Raw genomic sequence first — 26165 nt, forward strand, 5'->3', positions numbered from 1 at the left:
ACAACATTTCGGACTCCAGTGACGCTATTGCTTATAAAGAGGTTCATATGTGGTGTATTTTATGCAAATAGTGGCTATGGAGACTTTTAGCCTACCAAAAGTGCAATAATACTGCATTTAGCGTCATCTATGTCCGATAGGTGGTGCTAGTTTGAAAGATACAACAATGCGAAGAAGGTTTCAATTAGGCAGCATTTCGAAGTTGAAAAATTAAAAGATATTCCTTTAATTACTATACTTTTTCAAAGCATCTGCCATATCCAATTTATATTGATCTACTTTTTTGAAATTATCGATAGTTGTTACAACCATTTGGAAAAGATACTCCGATGTTCCTCCTAATTTTAGATTGTTACGTATTAAATTCATTACAATGTCCAAAACGATTGATGACGGAATGAGGACATCTGTAAGTCTAAACGTATAAGATAAGGATTGTGACCCTAAAGGCCATGGTAAGTCAATCGAAAAAGAAACGGGCACTTTAATATCCAATTTGAAATTTTTCATATTTAAACCTTTTTCAAGTTGATTCTGGATCTCCCCAAAAATATAATCGTTAAAAATCTCAGAAAATTTAGTAAAAGTAAAGTCGGAAACGTCTCGGCAAAGATCCACGAGCTTACGAGGATTGAACTTGATTTCTTTCACTGTCATAACAACAGGAGGGATGATTGCTTCTTGAATTATAGCTTCGACTGCTCCTCTTAACCCTTTGAAAAATTCATCTTTTACTTTACCGGCACCGATTAGAGAAAAAATGTTAAACGTTAATACGTCAGCGGCTTTTTCAGCGATTTCCATTACAGGTTCAATCAGTTCTTTCATTAATTTTTCTTGCATTAACTTAGTTATGAAATCGGTAATAGTATTTAATATCTTGGCTATTACATTTAGCCAGTGTTCGATTATGGCCAGGAGCTCATCGATCAAGGCTTGAAACAACGCTGGAATCAGTTTTAGAGCGAATTGAATCATATGATCAGTTAAATGATTTATCAAAATTTTGGCTATTGCTTCTATTTCAGCCATTTGAGGCATCCACATCGGATCGCTTTGCAAATGGTTGGCGAAGTCCACGGCGTTACCTTTTATTGGAGTAAATATGTTTAGAGCATTCTCAAAAAGTTGTTCTTGTGCTTCAGGTGTCAAAGGCGCTACCATTTCCGCAATAATTTTAACAGCTGCCTCCAACGGTTTCTTTAAAATATCTTGAGCTCCAAGTGGTCCAAGAACATTTGCAGCCTGACCAGCAGCTTCGCGAAGAAGACCCTCGATTTGTTTATTAACTGAAGTCTGAATTCCGTCCATGACATGAATAACGCTTCTTCCAAGCATTGTGAGTAATACGCTGGATAATGCTTCTTGCATAGTTTTTATGTCAAAATTTTGAAATCCATTAACGATCTCTGGAATTAGAACATCAGAAGTCAGTTGTATGCAGGGAATCAGGGCTTGCTCAAATAGAATCTTAATCTCTTCCTCGCCAGCCAAAGTGTTCGAGATTGCAGTTTTTCTAGCACTTATTTCCGTATCCACGTAATGATCGAAAGCTTGATTTATGGCTCCAAGTGTTGATCTAAAAGAGTTTTCCCCTGTAGTCGAAGGAAATGAGGGACTAAATAAGAACTTCATTGCATCTTGGGCCGTTCCTGAAACGGCAGGTTTGAGAATTGCTGCTATCTCCCGAACGCTATCTACATGTTGTATGGTAAGCGTCAAAGGTTTATCAAGTAGAAATGATAGAAGATCCCCCTGGTTCAAATTTGTGTCAGACGGACGGTTCAAATCTGTATTAATTGCACTTTTGACAGCGGGAGGAGGTTGGTAAGACAATTGTGCCGTAAAAGTAGGCATGGTTGCTTTATCTGCCGCTTGCACTGCAAGGGGGAGCAACAAAGCTGATACCCACAAAGCAGAAATACTTCTGACAAACTCCTTCTTAAGCTGCTCGTTTTGAATTAATGCTGATAATGAGTCTAAACGAACAAAAATTTCATGGTTATCCGGCACTAACTGAAAAGAATTAAAACCTTTCAGGGTTTGAATGACTTCTGAGGTTTGTTCAGCTGGTAAAGAAGCAAGGCCAATTAAACGAAGGATCTCTTCCTTAAAGAACACATTCATAGTCAAGAAGAACAACGATTGGAACTGTCCGCCAATAAATGTAAGAACGGTTTGCGCTAGTTTTTCGTTATTGCTCCCGGTACCTTCATTTAATTGTCTACTGACCTCATAGGCTGATTTCACTCCTATCCTTAGCATAGTACCGAGCATTAATGCTTGTTCCTGCTGTGTGTCAATAGCTTTATTAACAATGCCCTCAATTAAGCGGTCCCCATAACGATTGACCAGTTATGCAGGATCGGGGAATTTAAAATTGATGCCACCTCTATAGCCACCCCCCGCAATAAATCCCATTCCCGCCTCATAGACAAATTGGAATCCAGATTCCCCTAGAGTAGCTGTCTTATGTAAATTACCAAGCATAACAAAATTGGCATACGCCATAAAACCAACCGCAAATTGGGCGTACAAATAACCTTCGAGCTTTGATTCTTCTAACAATAGCTCAATCAATTCACCGGATAAACCATTTCCTGACGGTTTATTCTTCAGGATTTTCAATAACTCTTTAACTGTCATATTCATGCTTAATCCAGCCGCTACCGCCGCTTTAAGAACGGCTTGAAGTCGACCAGCTAGCCCGGCTTCGTCGAATAGATCCAGGGGCGTTTGTATCTGTACTTGGAGAAGAAGCGAAACTTCGGCACTCCCCAATATTTTTAATTCAGCCCATTTATTTAATAAATTATTGATTTGTGCCATAGCCTGAGCGCCTAACTTATAGTTCATTCCTCTTCTCAAGCTACCCTGGCCTGCAACTAAGGTCTGTCCCTGGATATTTCCCCAGCTTTGAGTTGTTGTGCTTTGTTGAAAGATCTGCTGATCTTGATTCAGTGGCAATCTAACACCTCCATATTACATTGTTTTAGTATTAAGTAATATGGGGTATGAACTCATTTGATAACTTTTATGGAAAAAATTTGCTTGGATTAAATCGAAAACTTCTCATGAAACATTTCATCCAATAATATTATTTCTGCTTTTCTGCTGACAGCTTGGTTTCCAAACTTAACATCAATGATAAACTCATCACTCAGCATCTGCCGATACCGGGATATAATCTCTTCTTCCATCAGTTCTCCCATTGACTTCGTTTCAGTCGGGATTACAGAGATTCCAGCTTGCTCTACCAAGTAAAGATTTTGTTTGATATCTGTAGCTACTTTGCTAAGAATGCTTTCGCTTATTGCTGTCTCAATATCTACCATTCCTTCATTCGTATAAAAATGCTTGTTGACTGCAGCGAGTGCAGCATGGGAAACATGAAATGCTTGAATATCTTTTTGTATTTCATACTGCATTTCAGCTGTTTCGAATATCAAAGCAAGCTCCTTAACTCTTTCGGTCGTTTGTCCATTTATTTCACCAAAATAAGTTTTGGAACCAAATTGAGCGTATAAAATATCCTCTTTAATGTCTCCACCTGCACCAGGGAATCCTGGAAGTAACCGATCACCCACGATTTCAAGCCAGGAATTATAACCAATAGTGTTGGTCAGTGTAATTATTGTTTTGCTCTGATTATTTTTGATCGCAGACAGGGCAGATTCTGCCTGATCATATCGTACAGGAACAAAGATAAAATCATAGATGTCATCATCTGCAAGCTTTTCGACCGTCTTAATGGATAGTTGCTTTATCGTACCGTTGTCGTTGTATCTCAAACCCTTCCGCTTAAGTTCATCCAGCCTTTTTCCTCGAGCCAGTAAAGTGACGTCAAACCCCGATTGTGCAAATCTAAGAGCGTATAAACTGCCAATTACGCCAGCGCCAAATATTAGAAGTCTATTTTGTTTTATGTTCACTATTATCATTCCTTCCGACTAACTAGTCACTGATTGTTTAAGCAACATCTGTTTGATAAGATAATAGTATGACAAGATTATGCTTACAACCGTCATTGTAAGAAAAGAGTTGCATAGACAACACATTCCGATAATTGATGTTTTAGAAAGGGGAGACTCAGATGGTACATCAAGAAGATCCGAGAGTAATACGGACTCGCCTGTTAATAAGAGAAGCTTTCAGAAATCTTTTACAGACTAAAGGATTTGATTCAATGACAATAAAAGATATCTCACAGAAAGCTACGATAAACCGGGCTACTTTTTATGCCCATTATGAAGATAAATATGCTTTACTCGATGAATTTACAGAACATTCTTTTCATCAGATGATTCCTGAACAAGTAATGAATGCACGGGAGTTTTCAGATGAAATATGTAACCAGTTGATCTTGTTGACTCATCAGTACATCGTTGATTTTTATCAGAAATGCAGAATGGATTCCAAATCTATTGCTAAGCTGGTGGATGAGAAAGTAAAAAATATGCTGCAGCAAATCATTGAAAACATATTTTTGAAAGGGATTAATTATGATATCGCAGACCGCCAACATACAAAGATCATTTCAGCAATGACAGGTTCAGCGATCTATGGCGCTGCATTTACTTGGTTAATTGAGGGGGAGGCTGATCAGACCGATTTACTTGTGGACATTGTTCGTCCTTATGTAATGAGTGGCCTGGGACTCTTGATAAGATAGAATAGGAACGCTTACAAGCATAACACTCGGGACAAGTCCCACGAACAGGAAGGTTTAATCACTTCGCCAAGATTATCAGAAAGGTGGAACCTATGGTTGATTTTGACTGGTCATTTTGGGAGACGATATTACTTTATTTCATGCTCATTTTTTTCGAATCACCAGTAGGTATAATTATCGTAATTATTGTTGTTATTATTTTAATTATGTTTATAGTTGATAAACTAGTCATCAAATCCTAAATTGCAAATATCCACAAAAACTAACGCTTCGGACCATTCCGAAGCGTTAGTTTTTGTATGCACAAGTTATGTTTAGTCATCTAACGCATGCCTAAATCCAGAAAATAATAATTCTCAAATTAGCTATTTTAAATTTGATGAAAATGATATAAGATAATGTAACAAATGAAACGATACGTATCGTTCTATAATTGCATACTTTTAATAAATAACATCTAGGAGGTGAAATGAATATGAAAGGGAAAAACAAAGAACCTCGAAGTAAAAAGGAGATTCTTACTGCAACCATTGAAATGTTAGAATCCAACAGTTATTCATCATTAACGATTGAGGCGATTGCAGCACAAGCTGGAGTAGGTAAAACAACCATCTATAGATGGTGGGAAAATAAAGCACGTCTTGTATTGGACGTTTTTCTAATGACCGTAGAATCAGAGTTTGAATTTGATAGCAATAAATCCATTGAGGTTAACTTTAAACAACAGCTTGAAGCTTTAGCTCGTATCCTCAATAGCAAAATCGGGAAATCCACTTTAACTATAGTTACAGAGAGCGAAGAAATCGCAAAAGATTTTTACGTATTGTTTTTAATGACTAAAAGAAATGATGCCAAACAATTACTCCAAGCAGCCATAGATAAGGGAGAATTGAAGTCAACAATTAACCTGGATATAACTTTAGATCTGCTTTATGGTCCCATTTACTTTCAAATTCTCATCTATAAAAAAATTCCGGATGCGGATTACATAAAGGATTTGTTGATCCATGTCTTGGAAGGCATCACTGTTGCAAATTAATAGTAAACCGGGGGATATTCACTTTATGAATCAGACGATAGACGTTCAGAATTACAATAAGAACTATTCATTAATGACGATTATTTTATTTTGGTGTGGATTAGTTATTTTAACTAGCATGTATATTACAATTCCATTATCCGAAGTATTTTCACATGCCTTTCAAATTAGCACGAGTGAGGCGGCTTGGATTGGGAGTTCATTTTCTCTTTGTTATGCTCTGGGCTGTCTTTTGTATGGACCTTTCTCAGACAGATATGGACGTAAAGTATTTTTAGTAGCCAGCATTATTGGGTTAACCGTAGTTACGCTTGCGCTAGGATTTGTGGATAGTTTTTACGGGCTTATTATGCTCAGAGGAGTGCAAGGCCTAGTGGCTGCTGCTTTTGCACCTATTGCGCTAGTGTATGCAGGGGAAATGTTCCCGCCTCATAAAAGATTAACAGCCGTTGGATTTATAAGCTCAGGACTGTTAATGGCAGGCATAGTAGGCCAGGTTTTTAGTGGGATTGTTAACGAAGCTCTTGGCTGGCGTGCTATTTTCTTTATTTTGGGGATTGTGTATGGTATTACTTCAGTGATTGTAATAAGGTTCCTTCCTAAAGATGAAATGCTAAGACCGAAAGAAAATGTTCTGCGGAAGTTTAAACAAATGACAATTCTGCTAAAACAATCACAATTGCTTTTGGCTTTTGCGATAACCTTTATGCTCCTATTAACTTTAGTTGGCATGTACACCGTTTTGGGAAGTTATTTAAGCTCAGCTAAGTTTGGACTTTCCTCACAGGATATCCTTTATATTCGTGCATTTGGAATCGCGGGGATGCTTTTAGCACCCTTTTCCGGAAGAATTGCTCAAAAACTTGGAATGGCTGCTGTTCTAAGGGGAGGCTTAGCTTTAGCTGCAATTGGGTTGCTTGCTCTAGGTTTTAGCACGAACCTGCCACTTCTTGTCCTAATGAGCGTTGTATTTGTGGCTGGTATCGCGCTGGTAACTCCCGTTATCATCTCAATTGTCAGTCAATTAGGGGGAAATGCAAGAGGGTCTGCTATTTCATTCAATGCATTTATTCTATTCCTAGGCGCTAGCACAGGCCCGATATTAGCTTTGAAATTATTAAAAACAGAAAATTATTCGTTATCCTTTACTATATTAGGTTCTATTCTTTTATTAGGTTTTTTAATCTCTCTTTTTCTTAGATTATCGGCTAGGGAACCCGCAGTAAAAAATGAACGGGCTGCTTCTTTACCCACAGAGTGATAGGAATGATTAAAGAAACGGAGATTTGCATTGTTGGTGGTGGACCTTCTGGCCTCTTTCTAGGGCTGCTGTTAGCCAAAAACGGAATTAGAGTTACCGTACTGGAAAGTCAAACAAGCTTTAATCGCAAGTTTAGAGGAGAAGTTCTCCAGCCTCGATTTGTAAGGCTCATGAAAGAGCTGAACCTGGAACAGTGTCTTGAAAAGTATGAGCATATAAAATTATTTAATGCCGAAATATGGAATAATAAGAAATATATCACTCAAATTGATTATGAAAAAGAAATGCCGGAGGCACCTTACGCAATTAAAATAAAACAATCCGTCCTGTTAACTTTTCTTTACGATCTAGCAAAGGATTATACTAATTTTGAGCTCATTTTTAACGCTAAGGTCACTTCAACTATTAAAAGTACAAATCGAACAGTCGGGGTAAACGCCTTAGTAGATGGACAAATGACTGAGATCCATGCTTCTTTAGTAGTCGGAGCGGATGGACGGATGTCCACGGTTAGGAAGACTAGCGATTTTTCTTTTAAGTATAAAAAAGAAGATTTTGATTTAATCTGGTGCAAAATATCGACTAATGAGTTCAAGCTAAATCAAAAACTCCTTTTCAGATTGTCTGATTTTAGTAACTTCATAGGGCTTCCTTATTCCTCTGATTGTGTGCAAATAGGTTTTACAATGAAGAAAGACCAATGGAATACCATAAAAAGAAAAGGCATCGAACCATTAAAGCTTGAATTCATAAAGGCCTTTCCTGAGCTTGAAGAAGACATTGAAAAAATCAGTGATTTCAAATCGTTCGTTTCTATCCAATCAGAGACTTTTATGGTGGACAATTGGCATGATAAGGGTTGTATTCTAATCGGTGATGCTGCACATTGTTCTTCTCCACTCGGAGCTATCGGATTGTCCTTGGCTTTTGAAACAGCGCTGGTCACAGCTGAACTTATTGTTGCATCAAAATTAGAGCCAAATCATGAATACAAGCGTTTAGATCGTTTGCAGCCCATTCGTAATCGGGAAATTCGTTTTGTGCATTTTGCTCAACAGTTGATAATCAGCATGATCGTTAAATCCCCTAAAGGGATTAAAAACTTCTCGCTAGCGTGCATGAAACTGATGGGAAATAGCAGGATCGCTAGATATTTAATGCGGAGATTCTTTTTGGGGAGTCCTAAAATAACGGTTGATAATGCCTTTAAATTTTAACGAAGCCTCATTCCTAAGTAGAGTTCATTGGGAATGAGGTTATTTTAATTTGTTGAAACGCAAAGAATTTGTATAGAAAACGCTTTCTATCCATTGTAAAATACAGGTTGAGGTGTAATTACAAAACAAGGATGGAAATCCCATGCGGATCAAATTTAATATTTTTCAGAAAATGTTAGTGTTATTGCTGATTTTGCTAACTCCGGTTGTGGCGCTGTACTATTATTCTACCTCTAAGAGCATCAACGTCATACAGGAGGAGCTTATCAAAGCCAGCCTGAACCGGATGGAGCTTTTCGTGGCACAACTGGATGCCAGCATTGAGAAGTTCGACTTAGTCTCCGCACCTATGCTCGTTGACACGAACGTGCTGGAGTACCTTTACAACCTCAACGTGAGCGATTATTCCCTAATGAAAACAAGGCTGCTGATCCAAGAGAAGCTGTCGCTGGCCAGCGCATCGGGCAACTGGCGCAATGACGTGACCGTCTATTTCCCGCAACGAGACGATAGTATTTCTTCTTCCCCCTCCTATGAATATGACCTTCAAGAGTTTGAAAGCCGATTTTCGCTAGGGTGGAGCTACAGCGAAGATTTGGAGATTGGCTCCGGGTTTACTCGAACTTATGTCACTACGGGTTACAAACCAGCCCGTACGGACGATCTGGATGTTGCCGTTCGCATTAACCTCTACAAGTGGAGCTTCGAAAATTTGCTTGATACCTACAAATCTGGTCACTCTGACAACCCGTTTTTTTACAAAGAAGGACATGCCATCATCGCCAGCCGATCCGCAGATGGGCCCAAGATGGACCAAATTATCGCGGAATTAGGCGACAGGATCAATATCCGGGATTCAAGTTTTTTAATTCATTCCTTCGACGGCAGGCCTTATCTGATTACCTATTATTATTCCAATATTCTTGAGTGGCATCTCGTCGATTCTGTTCCACTTAACCAGATTATCGGACCTATCAAGCAACAGCGGTTATTGTTTGGAGCTTCTTCGATTATTTTGCTCCTATCCTGTATTACCGCCGCGTCTGCCTTGTACTGGAACGTACATCGGCCTATCTTTCAACTTGTGCGTGCGGTGCAGCGGATTAAGGAAGGCGATTACGCCTACCGCCTGCCGAAGAAATCAAACAATGAATTCACGTTCCTGATGCAGAACTTTAACGAGATGGCGACGCAGATCCAAGATCTCATCGAGAATGTCCTACAATCGCGTATCCTTGCGCGCGATGCTACGCTAAAACAGCTACAAGCACAGATTCATCCTCATTTTCTGTACAATTGTTTAGGTTTCATCATTAATATGACCAAGATGGGAAAGAATCGGGCTGTCATAGACATGGCGTATCATCTGGCCGACTATTACCGGTATACGACGCGAATGGATAATCAAGGAGTCAGCCTGGGGGAAGAACTGGCGTTCGTGCGCATTCACCTCGAGATTCTTCGGCTTCGCAATGAGACGCTGTCCTACAGCATCGAACTGCCTGAAGAGTTGGCGGAGCTGCGAATTCCCCGGCTTCTTATCCAACCGATCGTGGAGAATGCGATCGTGCATGGACTTGAGAACGTCGAATATCCAGGCCGGGTTGAAATTAGAGTTTACGTCAATGAAGATCAATTGCACTTGGAATTGGAGGATAACGGAAAAGGATTAAATAAAGAACGGATGGACCAACTGCAAATGGAGCTTCATATTCCGGCCAGTGAATATGCAGGCTGCGGTCTTTGGAACGTATATCAAAGACTGCAAGGCAACTTCGGTTCAGACGCTCAAATTGAGTTTTGCCCGTCCAGACTGGGGGGGCTAAACGTGAGGCTGATTTGGAGACTTGGGATGAAAGACGAAACGAAGGAGGAAGAGCAATGAATAGCCTGCTTGTAGTTGATGACGAGAAACATTATGCGGACAGTCTGGCAGATACAATTCCATGGGCGACACTTGGTATCTCCCGCGTTTGGAAGGCTTACAGCGCGAGCGAGGCACTTGCTCTGATAGACACCTTCCCCATTGACATCCTTATGACGGATATCCGTATGCCCCGCATGAACGGCCTGGAACTGATCGAACAGGCCAGGCTTCGTATTCCAGGGCTGAAGTGCCTGCTGCTCACAGGTTATGCGGACTTCGATTACGCCCGAAAAGCGATTGAGCTGCAAGCGCTCGATTACCTGATGAAGCCCGCGAAGGACGAGCAGCTACTTAAGGCAATGGGCCGGATCATTAAGCAGCTTGAGCAGGAGCGATCAATCGAACAGGGCTTCCGTATCTACCGAGACAATAGTGCAGAACTGAAAGCAGGGTTGTTGCTCAAAGTGCTCAGCGGAAATCTGAATAGCAAGGCGCTTGCAGAGAAGTTAAAGCTGTTTGACCTCCCTCTTCCGATACCAGGTCATGTCTCGATGTGCCTGGTCCGATTGGGTTCCCCCTTCGATGGACAAGACCTCTATTCGCAGTCACTGATCCGGTTCGCGGTAACAAACATGCTGGAAGAATTGCTGATGGACCGCTATGACTGCTGGTCGGCGGCGGATGATGAAGGAAACCTGCTCGCTCTGGTATACGACCTGTCAGGAGCACCACCCGATCCGGAATGGGTGCTTGAGCGGATAGAGCGATTAAAGCAAGAAGTACAGAGTTTGCTTAAAGGTAAAATTTCTGTAGGGGAAACCGACTGTCTATTCCCGGAAGGACTGCAAGCTAGTTATATGACAGCTAAATCGCGATTAGATAGTGACGGTTTTTCGGGTGGGCAGGTGCCCGAGCAGAATGAAGAGGAAGCGCGTCTTATGCGCAAGCTCTATGAAACGCCTCTGCTGACACATCTTTTGGAAACGGAGCAATGGGAAGCGGCGGAAGCTAAGATCCGAGCGTTTGTATCACCGCTAATGCATACGGGTTCGCCTTACCTCATGCGCGATGTCTTTTTCTTTCTCTCCAATGCCTTCCAGTATATCGCGAATCGCAGCGGCAGGACGCTGGCCCAAATGCTCACTCCTGAGCAATCGGCTTTCGTTAAAGGAAAAGCGATGCTGCACGCGTCGCAGCTGGAAAGCTGGGCGCTCGACTTACTACGCACACTTCGCGATAAGCTAGGGGAGGAGACCGAGGACCACAGCCAGGTGATCGTCCGGAAGACGCAACTCTACATCCAGAAAGAGCTGGACAAGGACTTGTCACTTACTTTGCTGGCCAAACGCGTCTTCGTACATCCTAACCATCTGTCAAAAATCTTTAAGCAGTGTACAGGCACTACCGTATCCCAATATATTTACGAGCAGCGTATGCTCAAAGCCTGCGAGGTGCTCAAGCATACAAATAATAAAATCTACCATATTGGTGAAAGTATTGGCTATCCCAATACCAACTGGTTTATTCGGAAATTCCGTGACTATTATCAGGTGACGCCGCAGGAATTCAGGGATAGATACCGATCGGGAATGGAGTGATTGGGCCGGTGAAGAAGCAAAAAAGAAAGGCCAGATTTCTATGGGCAGTTCTGAGCGGAGTACTGCTAGTTTCCGGCTGTTTAAGTAACACAGGGAAAACGGCACAGAACAGTACATCCAATGGGGAAACGAAGCCGGTATGGGACTTTAAATACGATCCGCCTATAACGATCACAACAGGAATCGTGGACGAGAATCGGCCTAACGCATTCAAGCCAGATGAGAGCCTTACAGACAACGTGCACACCCGCTGGATGGAAGATAATCTGGGAATCGTCACGAAGTTTGATTGGATTGTCAGCAAGTTCGAGGATGCAGATACCAAAATTCGGCTGGCGCTGGCTGTGAATGGCAAGCTGCCGGACACCCTTAGCGCTGAAGGAGACATCCTGAAGTATCTGCTGAAAGCCGACAAGCTGCTTCCGCTGGATGATGCCATCGAGAAGTATGCGCATCCTAAGCTAAAAGAAGCGCTCGAGAAGTACGCTTATACTATGGCAGAAGTGACCAAAGACGGCAAGATATATGGACTTCCCCGTTTTAGTGCAGGAGATGAGGGAACGGTCATGTGGATCCGTAAGGATTGGCTTGAGAAACTGTCGCTGAACCCGCCTACGACGATAAGTGAGTTGGAGAACGTGCTGAAGGCATTTTCTGAACAAGATCCTAATGGGAATGGTGAAGATGACGAAGTTGGTCTGGCGGTTCCGCTAAAGGAAGGTCCCTGGAGCTGGATGGGGCAGACAGATGCGATCGCCGGAGCTTTTTCAAGGCAGATGATTAGCACGTCTGACATCAAACTGTTCTGGAATGAGGACGAGAAGGGCAGCTTGATGTTTGGCGCCGTACATCCGGATGCTAAGAAATACCTGGAAACGATGGCGTCCTGGATGGCGAAGGGCTACATGGACAGGGATGCAGGCATGCAGGACCCGAGCCAAGCGTCCGAACTGGCGGTTAACGGAATGGCTGGTGTCATGTTCGGCCCGTTTTGGATGGGAGCCTGGCCGCTCGGCGATACAGTGAAGGTCGACCCGGAAGCGGATTGGGAGGCTTATTCCCTTCCTGCCGGACCGGATGGGTTAAAGGGCAAGGCACAAAAGCCGTTGTACGGTATCTATACGGTGTTCAGCAAGGATTTCACGAATATGGAAGCCTGGTTCGCTTATTATAACAAGTTGCTTGCCAAAAATTTCGGACCGGATGATCCGTACTTCGATCCCCGATTCGCACAAGGGTTTCACGAAGGTTACGATTATGTGATCATGAACGACAAGGTCATTACTGTCAATTTTGCGACTGAAGGCGTGCCGAATGATAAGTGGCCGCTTGCGGACGGGTCTTCAATGGATATGCGCTGGATGCTCTATCCGCTAACAGGTGGCGCTCCAGCCTTGCCTTATATGAATGCGGATGCAATCAGAAAATTATCTGAAAATTCGGAAGCCATAGTGACGACGCCGATCGAACAAGCCATTAAAGGTTTGAACTCGGCTCAACTTACGGCGGCTGGGGTGGCGATTGCTGAGCAGGGACTCGAAATCCCGAACCGGTACCACGGACCTTTAACGGACGGGATGGAGAAACACGGAGTGTTCCTGCAGAAACTCGCAACGGAGAGTTATCTGAGCATCATTTATAGCGAGAAGCCGCTCTCCTACTTTGATGAGTTCGTAGCCCAATTTTACAAGAATGGCGGCGACGTAATCACGAGAGAAGTAAATAACTGGTACATGGAAAACAAGCCATAATATTGTGGCTTGTTTTCTTCTATGTTCCTTTATTTCTTCTATATAACAGGATTAACTTATTGAATTAAAATGATTTTATTAGAAAGCGTTTTCAATAAAAAGAGGTGATGGTATACGAAGCTAATCATAGAGTAACTCTCACAACTAAGTGTAAACTTTCGAACTGAGTTTTGTTTGAAGCGGAGCGAAGCAGTTTATGCTCACAAAACTTTTTAGGAGGAGAGGTAATGAGGAAAAAAGTAAGCGTGTTTCTGGCATTAACTATGTTTGTGACTATCTTTTTTTCAAATCCGATCAAGACTAATGCGGCAACCCCCGAAGCGCCTGCAGGATGGAGAGACTTACTAGATTACCAAATATTCAGTAATATATCCGATGGCTGGGCAGGAGATAGCGGGTTTGGATTGGAGACGGAGAACAGCAAGCTGCCCATAGATTCTACAGCAATGTACAATGGATTGCCTTCATTATTGTTGAATGCGAAGACGCCTACCAGTCCTTCCTGGTACAACGCTTTAATTACGGTTGCCGGCTGGAAAGCGTATGACTTTACCTCTTATCATCCAAATGGATTCCTTGAGTTTAATATCAAAGGAAATGCGGGTGGAGAGTCCTTTTTACTGGGCTTCAAAGACCGGGTATTCGAAAGAGCTGCCGGCAATGAAATTACCACTACAGTAAACATTAACAACTACGTCAGCATTACTACAGGTTGGACCCATGTGAAGATCCCGTTAAAGGATCTAATTCAGGTCTCCCAAGGAATTGATGTATCTTCCATAGATGCATTATCCATCAAGAATAATGGTTTTCAACCTTTAAAAGTCTGGCTTAATGACATTAGGGTTACGTCTCCCGATAAGGAAAAAGAGTACGCACCCATCAAGGTCAATCAATTAGGTTATCCCGTAGATGGAGTAAAGCAAGCGCTCGTAACCGGTTTTGAGGATGTGCTCACGGTCGATGCAGGTACTCCGTTTAACGTTATTAACGCCACAAATAATTCCACAGCTTACTCCGGAACGCTTGTACTCACCAAGAATTATGATGCTATTGACAGCGGGGAGCGTATTTTTACCGCCGATTTCACAAATTTAACGATTCCGGGAAAATATTATGTTTCAGTTCAGGGTCTTCAGAATTCGCCCAAGTTCACTATCAGCGAAGCTAACGAAATCTATGAACCCTTTTTAAATGACGTAACGAGATACTTCTATTACCAGAGAACCGGGATTAATATTACCAGCCCATACACTCAAAATTATCAAAGAACAGATTTTACTCCTGACACCGCAGTGCCTTTAATGTCCAATCCTTCCATCAAAAAAGATGTTTCCAAGGGATGGTACGATGCGGGCGATAAAGGCAAGTACGTTAACGCAGGAGCCAAAGCCTTGTCGGATCTCTTCTGGGCCTATGAAATGATGCCGGAGAAATTTACGGACAATCAATTTAATATTCCTGAGAGCGGAAACGGCATTCCCGACATCCTGGATGAGGCAAGATGGGAACTGGAATGGATGCTCAAAATGCAGGATGCTGCAACTGGCGGTTTCTATGCTCGAGTGACCTTTCAGGATGACGACAATATGGTAGACAGAGAAATTATCGATAAGGATACGGTAAGCTCGCGTACTGATATCAAAACGACCGCCGATACAGCTACCGCAGCCGGTGTATTGGCACATGCCTACTTAATGTATCAGAATATTGATCCGGCTTTTGCCCAAAGTTGCTTGGATGCGGCAATAGACGCATGGGGGTACCTGGAAGCACATCCGGAAAATATTCGGACGCCTAACACGGGCAGATGGCCTTACGATGTGACGGATGACGCTTCGAATCGTCTGTGGGCTGCAGGCTCCCTGTACCGATCAACCGGCGATGCCGAATACAACGATTATTTCCTGGCGAATTACACTGATATGGGAATATTTTTTGACGATACCCTTGATTTCGCCAGTGGTTGGGCAAACACCTGGAATACAGGCTTCTTCAGCTATCTGAAAGCCGCTAATCCGGACTCTGGAGTCTTAAGCTGGTATTCGGATAAATTCCAGCAATGGTTCAATGATAAAGTGAGCAGATACAACGACAGCCCTTGGAAAAGCATCATAAAAGATGGTAACTACTATTGGGGAATCACCATGCAGGTTGCGGACACACCGATGGAAATGATCATCGGTACGAAATTGCTGGGAACTTTTGAGAGCAACCGCGCTATCATTAATGAGATTAACAATAGCCAGTTAGACTGGATTCTGGGGCAGAACCCGGTAGGCGTATCTTTTGTATCAGGTTACGGCGATAACAGCGTGAAATATCCGTTCAGCATCATGTATAGAACGGATGGTTTACCTGGTGTACCTAAGGGATATCTGGTCGGAGGACCGAATAAATACTCCAATGACATAACTGTAGGAAACCAGATATCAAGATTTGCAGCCAAAAACTATACCGATAACTTCCAAGAATGGACTACAAATGAACATACCGTTTATTGGAATTCAGGGTTGGTATTCATCGCCGCATTCGCAACCGGAAATAGCAGCAACTCGACCATTAATCCAACGACTGCTGCCTTTGATAAGAAAACCGCAAATCAAGCTGATATTCCGGTGACCCTAACGTTGAACGGCAACACGCTCACCGACATTAAGAACGGTACGACATCTCTGGTTGTGGACACGGACTATACCGTTTCGGGTAACACGGTCACTCTACACAAGAGCTATCTCGCGCAGCAGCCAATCGGCACGGCGAACCTCACTTTCCAGTTTAACGCCGGTTCATCTGCTACGCTATCCGTTGCTGTGAACGATTCGTCGGTTATTAACTCGACGATCAGTCCGACGACCGCTACCTTTGACAAGCAAACCGCGAATCAGACCGACATTCCGGTGACCTTGACGCTGAACGATAACACACTCATCGGCATTAATAATGGCACGACTGCCCTAGTTGCTGGTACGGACTACACCGTATCAGGCACGACAGTGACGATCCAGAAGGCTTATCTGGCTGCCCAACCGGTGGGAACAACGACACTGACTTTCAACTTTAGCACAGGAGCAAGTGCGAATCTTGCGGTCTCCGTGGTCGATACCCCCTCTACCGGAAGTGGTTCTATCACAGTGCAGCAGTACAATTCTCCTGTTACGGCAACGAGCAATTCGTTGAGCCCACGGATAAAGCTGAAGAACACCAGTACAACTGCCATCAATCTGTCCGACGTGAAGCTTCATTATTATTACACGATCGATGGGGAGAAGGACCAGAATTTCTGGTGCGATTGGTCCACTGTCGGCAGTAGCAACGTAACTGGCGCCTTCGTCAAGTTGCCGGCTCCTTTGACAGGAGCTGATCATTATCTGGAAATCGGCTTTACGAGCGGAGCTGGAAGTTTGGCTGATGGAGACAGCATTGAGCTTCAGATCCGCATGAACAAGACCGATTGGACGAACTACACGCAGACGGGCGATTACTCCTTCGATCCGACCGATTCGACTTACACCGATTGGAGTCATACAACTGGCTATGTCGCAGGCGCTCTTCAGTGGGGAACAGAACCTCAATAAGTAACGTCACAATTGCCATTACGGCTCAATAGCGAAAACCTGAACTCCCCATTACCGCCTAAACAACGGTGTGGGGAGTGTGTAAGACAGTGAAAGGAGTGCAACAACTCTATTGAAAGCTATGCCACTTCCTACAAATAGGAAACCGATACGTACTGTACGTAATTTTTCCATCGTGAAGAATCTTCGTACTTACTGGATGTTCTACGCAATGATGCTGCCGGGAATCGTTCTGCTTGTAATAAATAACTACATCCCTTTGTTCGGGATCGTTATTGCCTTTAAGACAATCAATTACCAGGACGGAATCCTGGGAAGCCCCTGGACAGGGATGAAAAATTTCGAATACCTGTTTGCCTCGAAGGATTCGTACATCATCATTCGCAACACATTACTTTATAATTCGCTGTTTATTGTATTGAACATGGCGCTTCCACTAGGGTTCGCCTTGATGCTTAACGAGATGAAGAACCGCTTCCTCTCGAAGCTACACCAAACGATCATGTTCCTGCCATACTTCCTGTCGATGATCGTCATCTCGTACTTGGTGTATGGGTTCATGAGCGACGAGCGAGGATACTTCAACGGCACATTGCTGCCGGCGCTTGGTCTTGATTCCGTACGCTGGTACTTCACGAAAGAAGTGTGGCCGATCGTCTTGCCGATCATTAACACGTGGAAAAACATGGGGTACTACACGGTTGTGTACATGGCAGCAATCATTGGTATCGACGAGGAGTACTACGAAGCCGCGACGATAGACGGGGCGAACAAGTGGCAACAGATCAAGAAAATCACGATTCCCTTGATCATGCCTGTCCTCACGATTATGACTTTGCTGCAGGTTGGCCGGATCTTCAATGCTGACTTTGGCCTATTCTTCCAAGTGCCGCGTGAATCGGGGGCATTGTTCCCTGTGACAAACGTTATCGATACCTATGTCTACCGCACCTTCCTGACCGTTGGGGATATCGGACTTTCCTCAGCAGCAGGCCTGTTCCAATCAGTAGTTGGTTTCATCTTGGTTTTTGTATCTAATTGGGTCGTTCGCCGCTTTAATCGCGAGAACGCGCTGTTCTAAGAGAGGAGCCCTTATGACCAATACAAAGAGTAAATCCTTATCTGGGTCCAATCCAAAGAATCAGCTGTCGGGATGGGCGTCAACCCTCATCAACATCTTCTTCGTCATCTATTCGGCGCTCTGTATCCTACCGCTTTTGCTGATTCTTTCGGTATCGTTCTCCGATGAGCAGTCCGTTATGACACACGGATATCGATTTATGCCCGAAAATTTCAATCTGGCAGCCTATCGATTCCTAATGAAAGATATCAGTCAAATCGTTCATTCCTATGGAATCTCACTAACTGTCACGGTGATCGGCACGATACTAAGCGTCATCATAATAGCACTGTATGCGTACCCCATTTCCCGAAATAATTTCCCACAGGCTAAGTATTTTACATTTTTTGTTTTTCTAACGATGCTGATTTCCGGCGGCTTAGTCCCTTGGTACTTGGTATACGTACAGATGCTGGAATTAAAAGATACACTTTGGGCACTGATCATGCCGCTGATCATGTCCGCATTCTGGGTACTGATCATGCGCACTTTCTTTAAGGAGACCGTACCTGAAGCTGTGCTGGAGTCAGCCAAAATAGATGGGGCAGGGGAGCTACGGATATTTATCCGAATTGTCTTGCCCTTATCTCTGCCGGTTCTGGCAACCGTAGCACTGTTCCAAACACTGACATACTGGAACGACTGGTTCCTAAGCCTAATGTTTATTACAGACAACCACAATATATCCGTGCAGTACTTTCTTTACAAGATGATGGTCAACATCCAGTACTTATCCAGTAACCCGAACGCGATGGCTGAAATTACCCGAGCTGGCGGAATGATTAACTTCCCAAGTGAAACCGTGCGTATGGCGATGGTGGTTGTAGGTGTTGGACCTATTGTATTTGCTTACCCGTTCTTCCAGAAATACTTTATCAGAGGCCTGACAGTAGGCTCCGTTAAAGGCTAAGATTGCCGATCACTTACGTGGGCACGGAAACGGCTAAAACCAGTATATGGTTTAGCATATCATTCTATTTTATGGGGGGATTACTTGAAAATGAAGGATACGAAAAGCAAGGCTTCACTGCTTCTCACACTAATGCTTATTTCAGCATTAGCCACTACGGCTTGCGGCAATTCAAACAACTCGAATAACGCTACACCGGATAATGCCGGAAAAGAAAGCGCCGCACCGAGCTCATCAGCGAATTCAACCACCGATAACACATCCAATGAGCCCTCGAAGCTGGAACCCTACAAGCTAAAGCTGGTCTACGAAGGAGCTCCACAGGCGGACGAGGCTATCGTCGAGGAAGCGCTGAACAAGATCTTGACCGAAAAAATCAACGCGACGGTAGATATCGCACCAATCGATTGGGGAGCATGGGATGATAAGACTAACCTCATCATCGCTTCTCGAGAGCCCGTAGACATTCTATTTACAGCCTCATGGAACGGGTATGCAAAGAACGTTGCCAAAGGTGCTTACTTAGATCTCGGTCCCTTGCTCGATCAGTATGGCCAGGGCATTAAGGATAGCTTGGATCCAGCTTTTCTCGATGGTTCCAAAATCGGCGGCAAAAACTATGCAGTCCCTACTAATAAAGAATTGGCATCGTCAGGGGGCATTGTGTACCGGAAGGACATTGCCGATGAACTCGGCATCGACATGAGTAAAGTGCAAAAAATCGAAGATTTAGATGCCGTTTATAAGATCGTTAAAGAGAAGAAGCCAACCATGTATCCGCTTTATACAACGGGTGGCACGTTCGCCTCTCACTCTTTTGTGGAATTGGATTTTTTAGGTGATACGACGATACCTGGCGCTATCGATAAGAATGGCACGGAAGCGACAGTCAAACCGGCCGAAGAGTATCCCCAATACTTAAATGCATTAAAAGTAACCCGTGATTTCTTCCAGAAGGGGTATCTAAACAAAGATGCGGCCACTTCCCAAACGTCATCCCTTGATGCTTATAAGACGGGCAACGTATTCTCCACCGTAGAGCCTCTCAAGCCAGGCAAAGCAGAGGAAATCGCATCCGCGACAGGACTTGATGGCAAGCTTGCACAAATTACTTTGACAGGTAAAACGGTCGCCACATCGGAGACTACCGGCGCCATGTTAGCCATCTCATCAACGTCTAAGAACCCGGAACGCGCCATGATGCTGATTAACCTGCTTCATACAGATCAAGAGATTATTAATCTGCTTAACTTCGGTATTGAAGGTACGCATTTTACACTTAATGGTAATGTTATGACGCAGACGGAGAAGTCAGGACAGTACGCACCGGGCGTCGCTTGGGAGCTGGGAAATCAGTTCCTCAACTATGTCTGGAGCTCGGAAGCTCCGGACAAGTGGGAGCAGTTCAAAAAGTTCAACGAAGGGGCCAAATCGTCACCAGCGCTGGGCTTCACCTTTGACAGTGAGCCAGTCAAATCAGAAGTTGGAGCACTAGCAAACGTCCTAAGAGAATATCAGAAGATGCTTGAGACCGGCTCGGTTGATCTGGACAAAGAATTACCGAAATTTATCGCCGCCCAAAAATCGGCCGGCCTAGATAAAGTCATTGCTGAAAAGCAGAAACAGCTTGATGAATTCCTTGCCAGTAGGTAATATGCGTTCATAGCGAACAAAGGACCTGCTTATTGTTCTTATACTGAACAATAAGCAGGTCCTTTCGCTATATAATTCACAGTTCAACTAGGATTTAAGAGGCTTGATCAAATTGGCTATTATAAAGCTCCGCATAGAAACCATTTTTGGCAAGTAGTTCTTCGTGGCTGCCGCTTTCCAGAATATCGCCTTCCTTCAGAACCAGAATCACATCGGCGTTCTTAATGGTTGAGAGTCTATGCGCAATCACAAAGGAGGTTCTTCCTTCCATAAGCTTATCCATTGCCTGCTGAATCAAAAGCTCTGTTCTTGTATCGACTGAGCTTGTAGCTTCATCCAGGATGAGCATTGGAGCATTCTTGAGCATCGCGCGGGCGATGGTAAGCTGTTGCTTTTGGCCCGTGGATAAATTAACCTTGTCATTTAGTATGGTATTGTAACCGGCACTTAAGGTCTGAATGAAATGATGCAAGCCTACCGACTTACAAGCATCTTCAACTTCTTTATCGGTTACATTTGTTTTGTTGTAAACTAGATTCTCCCTGATAGTGCCCTCAAAAAGCCAGGTGTCCTGCAGGACCATACAGAATAGATCATGGATGTTTTCTCTTGTTAAGCTGCTGATGGGGGTATCATCAATATAAATCTCTCCGCCCTTTAATTCATTAAACCGTATTAGAAGATTTATCAGTGTAGTTTTACCTGCGCCGGTAGGACCGACTATAGCAATTTTTTGCCCAGGCTTAATCCCTGCAGAAAAATCTTTAATCACAAGTTTATCTGAATTTTCATAAGCAAATTGCACATGTTCAAAATCCACTTTGCCCGCTGCAGTTTTAAGATGTCTTTCTTTATGACTTTCATTGTCCATTTCATCAGCATCGAGGAACTCAAAGACACGTTTGCTTGCTGCGGAAGCCGATTGCAGACTTTGTGCGGCTTGAGCAATCTGAGAGAGCGGTTGTGTAAAGTAACGGACATACAGTATAAAGGCTACAATGACCCCAAAGGATATCGTTCCGTTCATAGCAAGTACAGCACCAACTACACAAACGGCCACAAAACCTAGATTGCCTATAAACATCATAATCGGCATCATAAGACCGGAGAGGAACTGCGCTTTAAATGCACTATCTTTAAGATTCATATTCAGGGATTCAAATGTATTGCGCATTTGTGATTCACCATTGTAGGCTTTCACTACAGTATGTCCTGTATATACTTCCTCCACATGGCCATTGATTTTCCCTAAGTATTCTTGCTGACTTTGAAAGTATTTTTGGGATTTTTTCATAATTGCCGCTATGAGGCCAAAGCCAATGATAGTTGCAACAACCGCCGTAATAGTCATGATCACATTTGTTTTGAACATCATGATAATGGATCCCGTAAAGAGGGCAAGGGCAGTTACCAGTGTGCCGACGCTTTGATTTAAAGCTTGCCCGATCGTATCCACATCGTTGGTAACCCGGGACAGAATGTCACCGGTTGTAGAATTATTATAATAAGAAATCGGAAGTTTGTTCATTTTGCGTGAGAGATCGGCTCTTAAGTTTTTGGAGACCTTTTGCGTAACTGCGGACATAATTAATCCTTGTACCAAAGATAACACAGCGCTAAGGATATAGATAAATACAAGGAAAAGGCCGATAGAAGTTACTGCTTCCATATCAATTCCGGTGACGAGGCCCGCCGTGATCAAGTCTGTCATCTCCGAAAGCTTATCCGGTCCAAGCAAAGTCAGAACCGTACCGATTGCTGCACTAATAATAGCTATAAGGACTACAGGGATATATTTTCTGCAATAGTGGAGAAGTTTGCTCCACGTGTTGAGTTGCTCTTTGCTTTTGTTCATTAAGCTAGCTCCTCCTTTGAAAGTTGTGAGTAAGCAATCTCTTGGTAGACATCACAGGTCTGCATCAATTCATCATGTGTTCCCATGCCTGCCATTCGTCCGGCTTCCAGTACAATGATTTTATCTGCGTCTTTGATTGTACCGATCCGCTGCGCAACGATTAGTATCGTCGTACCGCTGGATTTCTTCTTCAATTCACTACGCAATTTGCGATCCGTCTTATAATCAAGTGCTGAGAAGGAATCGTCGAAGATCAATATTTCAGGACGACGGGCAATGGCTCGGGCAATGGAAAGACGTTGCTTTTGACCGCCAGACAAGTTCGTACCGCCTTGAGAGACATGAGCCTCGTAGCTTCCTTCCATCTTTTCAACAAAATCTGAAGCTTGAGAGGTGTAAATGGCATCTACAACATCAGAGGACAGATCACTGCCATTGTCGCCGAAAGCAACATTAGAGCTCACCGTGCCGCCAAACAAAATCGCTTTCTGAGATACATATCCCATTTTATTGCGCAGTGCAGTTTGCTCATATTGGTTAACATTAATACCATCCACCAACACTTCACCTGCTGTAGCATCATAAAAGCGAGGGATCAGGTTCACTACGGTACTTTTTCCGCATCCGGTTGAACCGATGAAGGCCACAGTTTCTCCTTTTTTCACCGTAAAGCTGATATCCTCAATAACGTATTCTTCTGCATCCGGATATTTAAAGCTGACTTTTTTGAATTCGACTTCACCCAACCGATTTGTCTTAGAGGAAGTAAGTGATCCGTTCTCTAAGCTTGGCTTAGTATCCAGCACTTCATTGATTCTTTTAGCGGATACATGGGCACGAGGCATCAAGATAAAAATCATGATCAGCATCATGAATGCCATAACCACCTGCATCGCATAGGATGAGAAGACAATCATATCTGAAAATAAGCCCATCTTCGCCGTACCATTGGCATTTTGAATCAAAATAGCACCAATCCAATATATTGCGAGACTTAAACCGCTCATAATGAGAGAAATACTTGGCATCATCATGGACAGTACATTGTTGGCAAATAAATTCGTTCGGGTAAGCTCGCTGTTGGCTACGCTAAATTTATCTTCCTGGTAACTTTCCGCATTATAAGCACGAATGACACGAAGGCCTGTAAGATTTTCTCTTGCAACACGATTAAGATTATCAGTCAGTTGCTGCAATTTTTGGAATTTCGGAAGCACAAGCACGATCACTATGCTGACAATAAGAATCAATACCCCAATTGCGACACCGGTAGCAAGCGACCACTGCCAACTCTTGCCTGTAATTTTGAGCATTGCCCAAACGGCAAGGATGGGAGCCTTCACCAGCAGTTGCAGACCAATGACAATTAGCATTTGCACTTGTGTAATGTCATTCGTTGAACGGGTAATTAAACTAGCTGTAGAGAAGTTGTTGATTTCTTCCATAGAAAAAGACTGTACCTTATCAAACAATTTGGAGCGTAATCTTGAAGAGAAGTTAGCGGCAATTTTAGCGGCGATCCCTGCCACTATGATTGATGTGGCTAAACTGCCGAGGGCACAGAGCAACATCCAGCCTCCGGCTGCAATGATTTCGCTCATTTCACTTCCTGGTATCTGTACAAGACGAGTAATCTCGCTCATATAACCGGGCAATTCCAGATCCAGCCATACCTGTGTGACAATGAACAGGATGCTGATACCGATTAGGGTCCATTCCTTCGGTTTTAAGTACTTAAGTATAGTTACCATACATCTGACTCCTTTATGTGGCGTTGCTTAAATGATAACGAAAGAAGATAAACTGAAAGTTAACTTTTCTGAAAAATGAAAAAACCCTGAAAGAACGATGAGGTTCTCCAGGGCTCGTACTACATTCCAATCGGAATCGTAACTGTAAATGTGGCTCCTTGTAATGGAATGCTTTCGCAAGAAATGGTTCCATTGTGTAGATGAATGATTTTTTTAACAATTGCTAATCCAAGTCCATTGCCCGCAGTCGAATGGGAAGTATCCTGCTGATAAAATTTATCGAATATCTTGGGAAGAGCCTCAGGATGAATACCGCTTCCGCAGTCACGAACTAGAATCACCACGTTATCTTCGTTTCTCTTCATGTTAACTTCAATTTCGCCATGTTCAGGAGTGAATTTGATCGCGTTATCCAATAAATTTAACCAAACTTGATTTAAAAGCTCTTTATTGCCGGAGAGTTCATAATCCTGAATATTAACGTTCAGCTTCAGGTGCTTCTTCTCAAATTTAGCAGCTAGCAAAAGCACAGATTGGCGAATTTGTTCCCCAACATTAAACCTCATTTTGTTTGTCAGAATCTTTTGCGTCTCAACTTGTGTCAGCTCCAGTACATTCGAAGCAAGGGAGGCAAGTCTGGTCGATTCCTCAATGACAATATCTAGATATTCATTCCGTTCTTCTTTGGTAAGATCATCGTTCTTTAAGACTTCGGCAAATCCCTTGATAGATACAATCGGTGTTTTGAATTCATGGGAAAAATTATTCACAAAATCGGTTCGCAGAATTTCAATACCCCCAAGCTCTTCAGCCATCCGGTTAAAGTTCTCTGATAGAATTTCAAACTCCGGCGGGTTTTTGAGCTGAAGCCGCATGGAGAAGTCACCGCTGGCAAGACGCTCTGTGGCCTCAATAAATAACCGGATGGATTTTACCATTTTCCGGCTTGTGATGGCTGATATCGTGGTACCGATAATTGTACAAGCGATTAATACCATTATGGGTAGTACGAATCCATCCTGGGCAAGCTCTTCGTTCAACAAACCAAAAACCTGTGCGAGAAAGAAGAGTAGTCCTGTAATCACAACGGTAATAAGAAAGATGAAAAATATGATAAGAGAAAAATAGATGGGAAGGCTGATTCTGTTGCTGAGCTTGTTACTTATTTTGCTCACTGGCTTCGCACCGCCTTGTATCCAAGACCTCTGACGGAAACCAGTTCAAACTCTGGATAAGCGTCAAACCGTTTCCGCAGGCGATTGATATGTACATTAACGGTTGTATCCGTACTTTCACTTTCCATGCCCCATATTTCGTCCATAAGCTGGATACGGGTGAATATCCGTTCCGGATAAGATAATAGCTTATACAACAAATAGAACTCTTTTTGCGGAAGCGTTTGTTTCTCGTCCTCCCGGGTTACTGTCAATGCGTCATAATCAAGGATCACTTTACCCACTACTAATTTACGGGCACTTGCGATTTGCGAACGGCGAAGCAGCGCTTGGATTCTGAGCAGCATTTCTTCGGTATCAATCGGTTTGGTCATATAATCATCGGTTCCAATCCGGAACCCCTTTTTCTTATCTTCAGGCAGCTGTTTTGCTGTAGCCATGAGAATAGGGATTAAGCTATCAGCAGCTCTTACTTCCTTGGCGAATTCATAACCATCCATATTAGGCATCATGATATCCAGAATGATTAGATCAATATGCTGTGAATCAAGGACCTCCAAAGCTTTAACTCCATCTTCGGCAGTTACAACATCATATCCTTCGCGTTTCAGAACAGCTTCAAGAAGTCTTCTTACATGCTTATCATCTTCAACTACGAGTATGTTAATCATTACTGTTCACTCCAATAGTAGGTTTGTATCCATTATTACCTGTGGGG

At 43.2% G+C, this 26165-nt stretch carries 18 protein-coding genes; 11 read left to right on the top strand and 7 right to left on the bottom strand.

The features are described 5' to 3' along the window. Positions 1–225: 225 nt before the first annotated feature. The 3 genes from NSS82_RS16930 to NSS82_RS16940 all read right to left on the bottom strand — a co-directional run bounded on the left by NSS82_RS16930 (position 226) and on the right by NSS82_RS16940 (position 3932). Positions 226–2250: a hypothetical protein gene (locus NSS82_RS16930; protein ID WP_340960232.1), complete on the bottom strand. Its 2025-nt coding sequence runs from the start codon at positions 2248–2250 to the stop codon at positions 226–228. A gap of 105 nt (positions 2251–2355) precedes the next feature. Beyond that, positions 2356–2967 carry a hypothetical protein gene (locus tag NSS82_RS16935; RefSeq protein WP_076272578.1) on the bottom strand — a complete coding sequence of 204 codons (612 nt, stop codon included), beginning with the start codon at positions 2965–2967 and terminating at the stop codon, positions 2356–2358. 89 nt (positions 2968–3056) lie between these two features. Then, entirely contained in the window at positions 3057–3932 is an 876-nt protein-coding gene (locus tag NSS82_RS16940; RefSeq protein ID WP_076105738.1) for a ketopantoate reductase family protein, read from the bottom strand. A 161-nt stretch (positions 3933–4093) separates the two neighbouring features. On the opposite strand from NSS82_RS16940, the gene NSS82_RS16945 reads away from it, so the two are divergent. The 11 genes from NSS82_RS16945 (at position 4094) to NSS82_RS16995 (ending at position 20666) form a co-directional block, all read left to right on the top strand. Continuing rightward, positions 4094–4672 carry a TetR/AcrR family transcriptional regulator gene (locus NSS82_RS16945; protein ID WP_038571167.1) on the top strand — a complete coding sequence of 193 codons (579 nt, stop codon included), beginning with the start codon at positions 4094–4096 and terminating at the stop codon, positions 4670–4672. Between the two features lie 475 nt (positions 4673–5147). After that, positions 5148–5711, top strand: coding sequence for a TetR/AcrR family transcriptional regulator (locus NSS82_RS16950; RefSeq protein ID WP_076272579.1), 564 nt, complete (start codon positions 5148–5150; stop codon positions 5709–5711). Further along, on the top strand, positions 5701–6972 hold the full coding sequence (locus tag NSS82_RS16955; RefSeq protein ID WP_235219394.1) for an MFS transporter: 1272 nt from the start codon (positions 5701–5703) through the stop codon (positions 6970–6972). The genes NSS82_RS16950 and NSS82_RS16955 overlap by 11 nt, the downstream gene beginning before the upstream one ends. Positions 6973–6977: 5 nt before the next feature. After that, positions 6978–8189: an FAD-dependent monooxygenase gene (locus NSS82_RS16960; RefSeq protein ID WP_036677213.1), complete on the top strand. Its 1212-nt coding sequence runs from the start codon at positions 6978–6980 to the stop codon at positions 8187–8189. A gap of 394 nt (positions 8190–8583) precedes the next feature. Continuing rightward, a complete protein-coding gene (locus NSS82_RS16965; RefSeq protein WP_326058558.1) occupies positions 8584–10074 on the top strand; it encodes a sensor histidine kinase in 1491 nt (496 codons plus the stop codon). Further along, complete coding sequence (locus NSS82_RS16970) at positions 10071–11654, top strand: response regulator (protein ID WP_076272581.1); 1584 nt, start codon at positions 10071–10073, stop codon at positions 11652–11654. The genes NSS82_RS16965 and NSS82_RS16970 overlap by 4 nt, the downstream gene beginning before the upstream one ends. A gap of 8 nt (positions 11655–11662) precedes the next feature. Further along, a complete protein-coding gene (locus tag NSS82_RS16975; RefSeq protein WP_076105743.1) occupies positions 11663–13405 on the top strand; it encodes an extracellular solute-binding protein in 1743 nt (580 codons plus the stop codon). A gap of 227 nt (positions 13406–13632) precedes the next feature. After that, positions 13633–16983 carry a glycoside hydrolase family 9 protein gene (locus NSS82_RS16980; RefSeq protein WP_076272582.1) on the top strand — a complete coding sequence of 1117 codons (3351 nt, stop codon included), beginning with the start codon at positions 13633–13635 and terminating at the stop codon, positions 16981–16983. Between the two features lie 121 nt (positions 16984–17104). Beyond that, positions 17105–18064 (top strand): ABC transporter permease, encoded by a 960-nt coding sequence (locus NSS82_RS16985; RefSeq protein WP_038574490.1) that lies wholly within the window; start codon positions 17105–17107, stop codon positions 18062–18064. Between the two features lie 13 nt (positions 18065–18077). Continuing rightward, entirely contained in the window at positions 18078–19013 is a 936-nt protein-coding gene (locus tag NSS82_RS16990) for a carbohydrate ABC transporter permease (protein ID WP_038571187.1), read from the top strand. A gap of 90 nt (positions 19014–19103) precedes the next feature. After that, complete coding sequence (locus NSS82_RS16995; protein ID WP_076219240.1) at positions 19104–20666, top strand: ABC transporter substrate-binding protein; 1563 nt, start codon at positions 19104–19106, stop codon at positions 20664–20666. 94 nt (positions 20667–20760) lie between these two features. Here NSS82_RS16995 and NSS82_RS17000 read toward each other — a convergent pair whose 3' ends face one another. The 4 genes from NSS82_RS17000 to NSS82_RS17015 form a co-directional block, all read right to left on the bottom strand. Next, positions 20761–22521, bottom strand: a complete 1761-nt coding sequence (locus NSS82_RS17000) for an ABC transporter ATP-binding protein (RefSeq protein ID WP_076099192.1) — start codon at positions 22519–22521, stop codon at positions 20761–20763. Continuing rightward, positions 22521–24272: an ABC transporter ATP-binding protein gene (locus NSS82_RS17005; RefSeq protein WP_038571195.1), complete on the bottom strand. Its 1752-nt coding sequence runs from the start codon at positions 24270–24272 to the stop codon at positions 22521–22523. The genes NSS82_RS17000 and NSS82_RS17005 overlap by 1 nt, the downstream gene beginning before the upstream one ends. A gap of 119 nt (positions 24273–24391) precedes the next feature. Further along, positions 24392–25447 carry a HAMP domain-containing sensor histidine kinase gene (locus NSS82_RS17010; protein WP_081386595.1) on the bottom strand — a complete coding sequence of 352 codons (1056 nt, stop codon included), beginning with the start codon at positions 25445–25447 and terminating at the stop codon, positions 24392–24394. Next, positions 25444–26118 (bottom strand): response regulator transcription factor, encoded by a 675-nt coding sequence (locus NSS82_RS17015; protein WP_076105748.1) that lies wholly within the window; start codon positions 26116–26118, stop codon positions 25444–25446. The genes NSS82_RS17010 and NSS82_RS17015 overlap by 4 nt, the downstream gene beginning before the upstream one ends. Positions 26119–26165 lie beyond the last annotated feature (47 nt).

Source organism: Paenibacillus sp. FSL H7-0735 (genome assembly GCF_038008505.1).
Taxonomy (GTDB): Bacteria; Bacillota; Bacilli; order Paenibacillales; family Paenibacillaceae; genus Paenibacillus_AQ; species Paenibacillus_AQ odorifer.

What these genes read in the sequence shown, in the direction of transcription:
- NSS82_RS16945 (WP_038571167.1), top strand. Translation starts at nt 4,094, where the DNA reads ATGGTACATCAAGAAGATCCGAGAGTAATACGGACTCGCCTGTTAATA.
- NSS82_RS16950 (WP_076272579.1), top strand. Translation starts at nt 5,148, where the DNA reads ATGAAAGGGAAAAACAAAGAACCTCGAAGTAAAAAGGAGATTCTTACT.
- NSS82_RS16960 (WP_036677213.1), top strand. Translation starts at nt 6,978, where the DNA reads ATGATTAAAGAAACGGAGATTTGCATTGTTGGTGGTGGACCTTCTGGC.
- NSS82_RS16970 (WP_076272581.1), top strand. Translation starts at nt 10,071, where the DNA reads ATGAATAGCCTGCTTGTAGTTGATGACGAGAAACATTATGCGGACAGT.
- NSS82_RS16980 (WP_076272582.1), top strand. Translation starts at nt 13,633, where the DNA reads ATGAGGAAAAAAGTAAGCGTGTTTCTGGCATTAACTATGTTTGTGACT.
- NSS82_RS16985 (WP_038574490.1), top strand. Translation starts at nt 17,105, where the DNA reads ATGCCACTTCCTACAAATAGGAAACCGATACGTACTGTACGTAATTTT.
- NSS82_RS16990 (WP_038571187.1), top strand. Translation starts at nt 18,078, where the DNA reads ATGACCAATACAAAGAGTAAATCCTTATCTGGGTCCAATCCAAAGAAT.
- NSS82_RS16995 (WP_076219240.1), top strand. Translation starts at nt 19,104, where the DNA reads ATGAAGGATACGAAAAGCAAGGCTTCACTGCTTCTCACACTAATGCTT.
- NSS82_RS17000 (WP_076099192.1), bottom strand. Translation starts at nt 22,521, where the DNA reads ATGAACAAAAGCAAAGAGCAACTCAACACGTGGAGCAAACTTCTCCAC.
- NSS82_RS17005 (WP_038571195.1), bottom strand. Translation starts at nt 24,272, where the DNA reads ATGGTAACTATACTTAAGTACTTAAAACCGAAGGAATGGACCCTAATC.
- NSS82_RS17015 (WP_076105748.1), bottom strand. Translation starts at nt 26,118, where the DNA reads ATGATTAACATACTCGTAGTTGAAGATGATAAGCATGTAAGAAGACTT.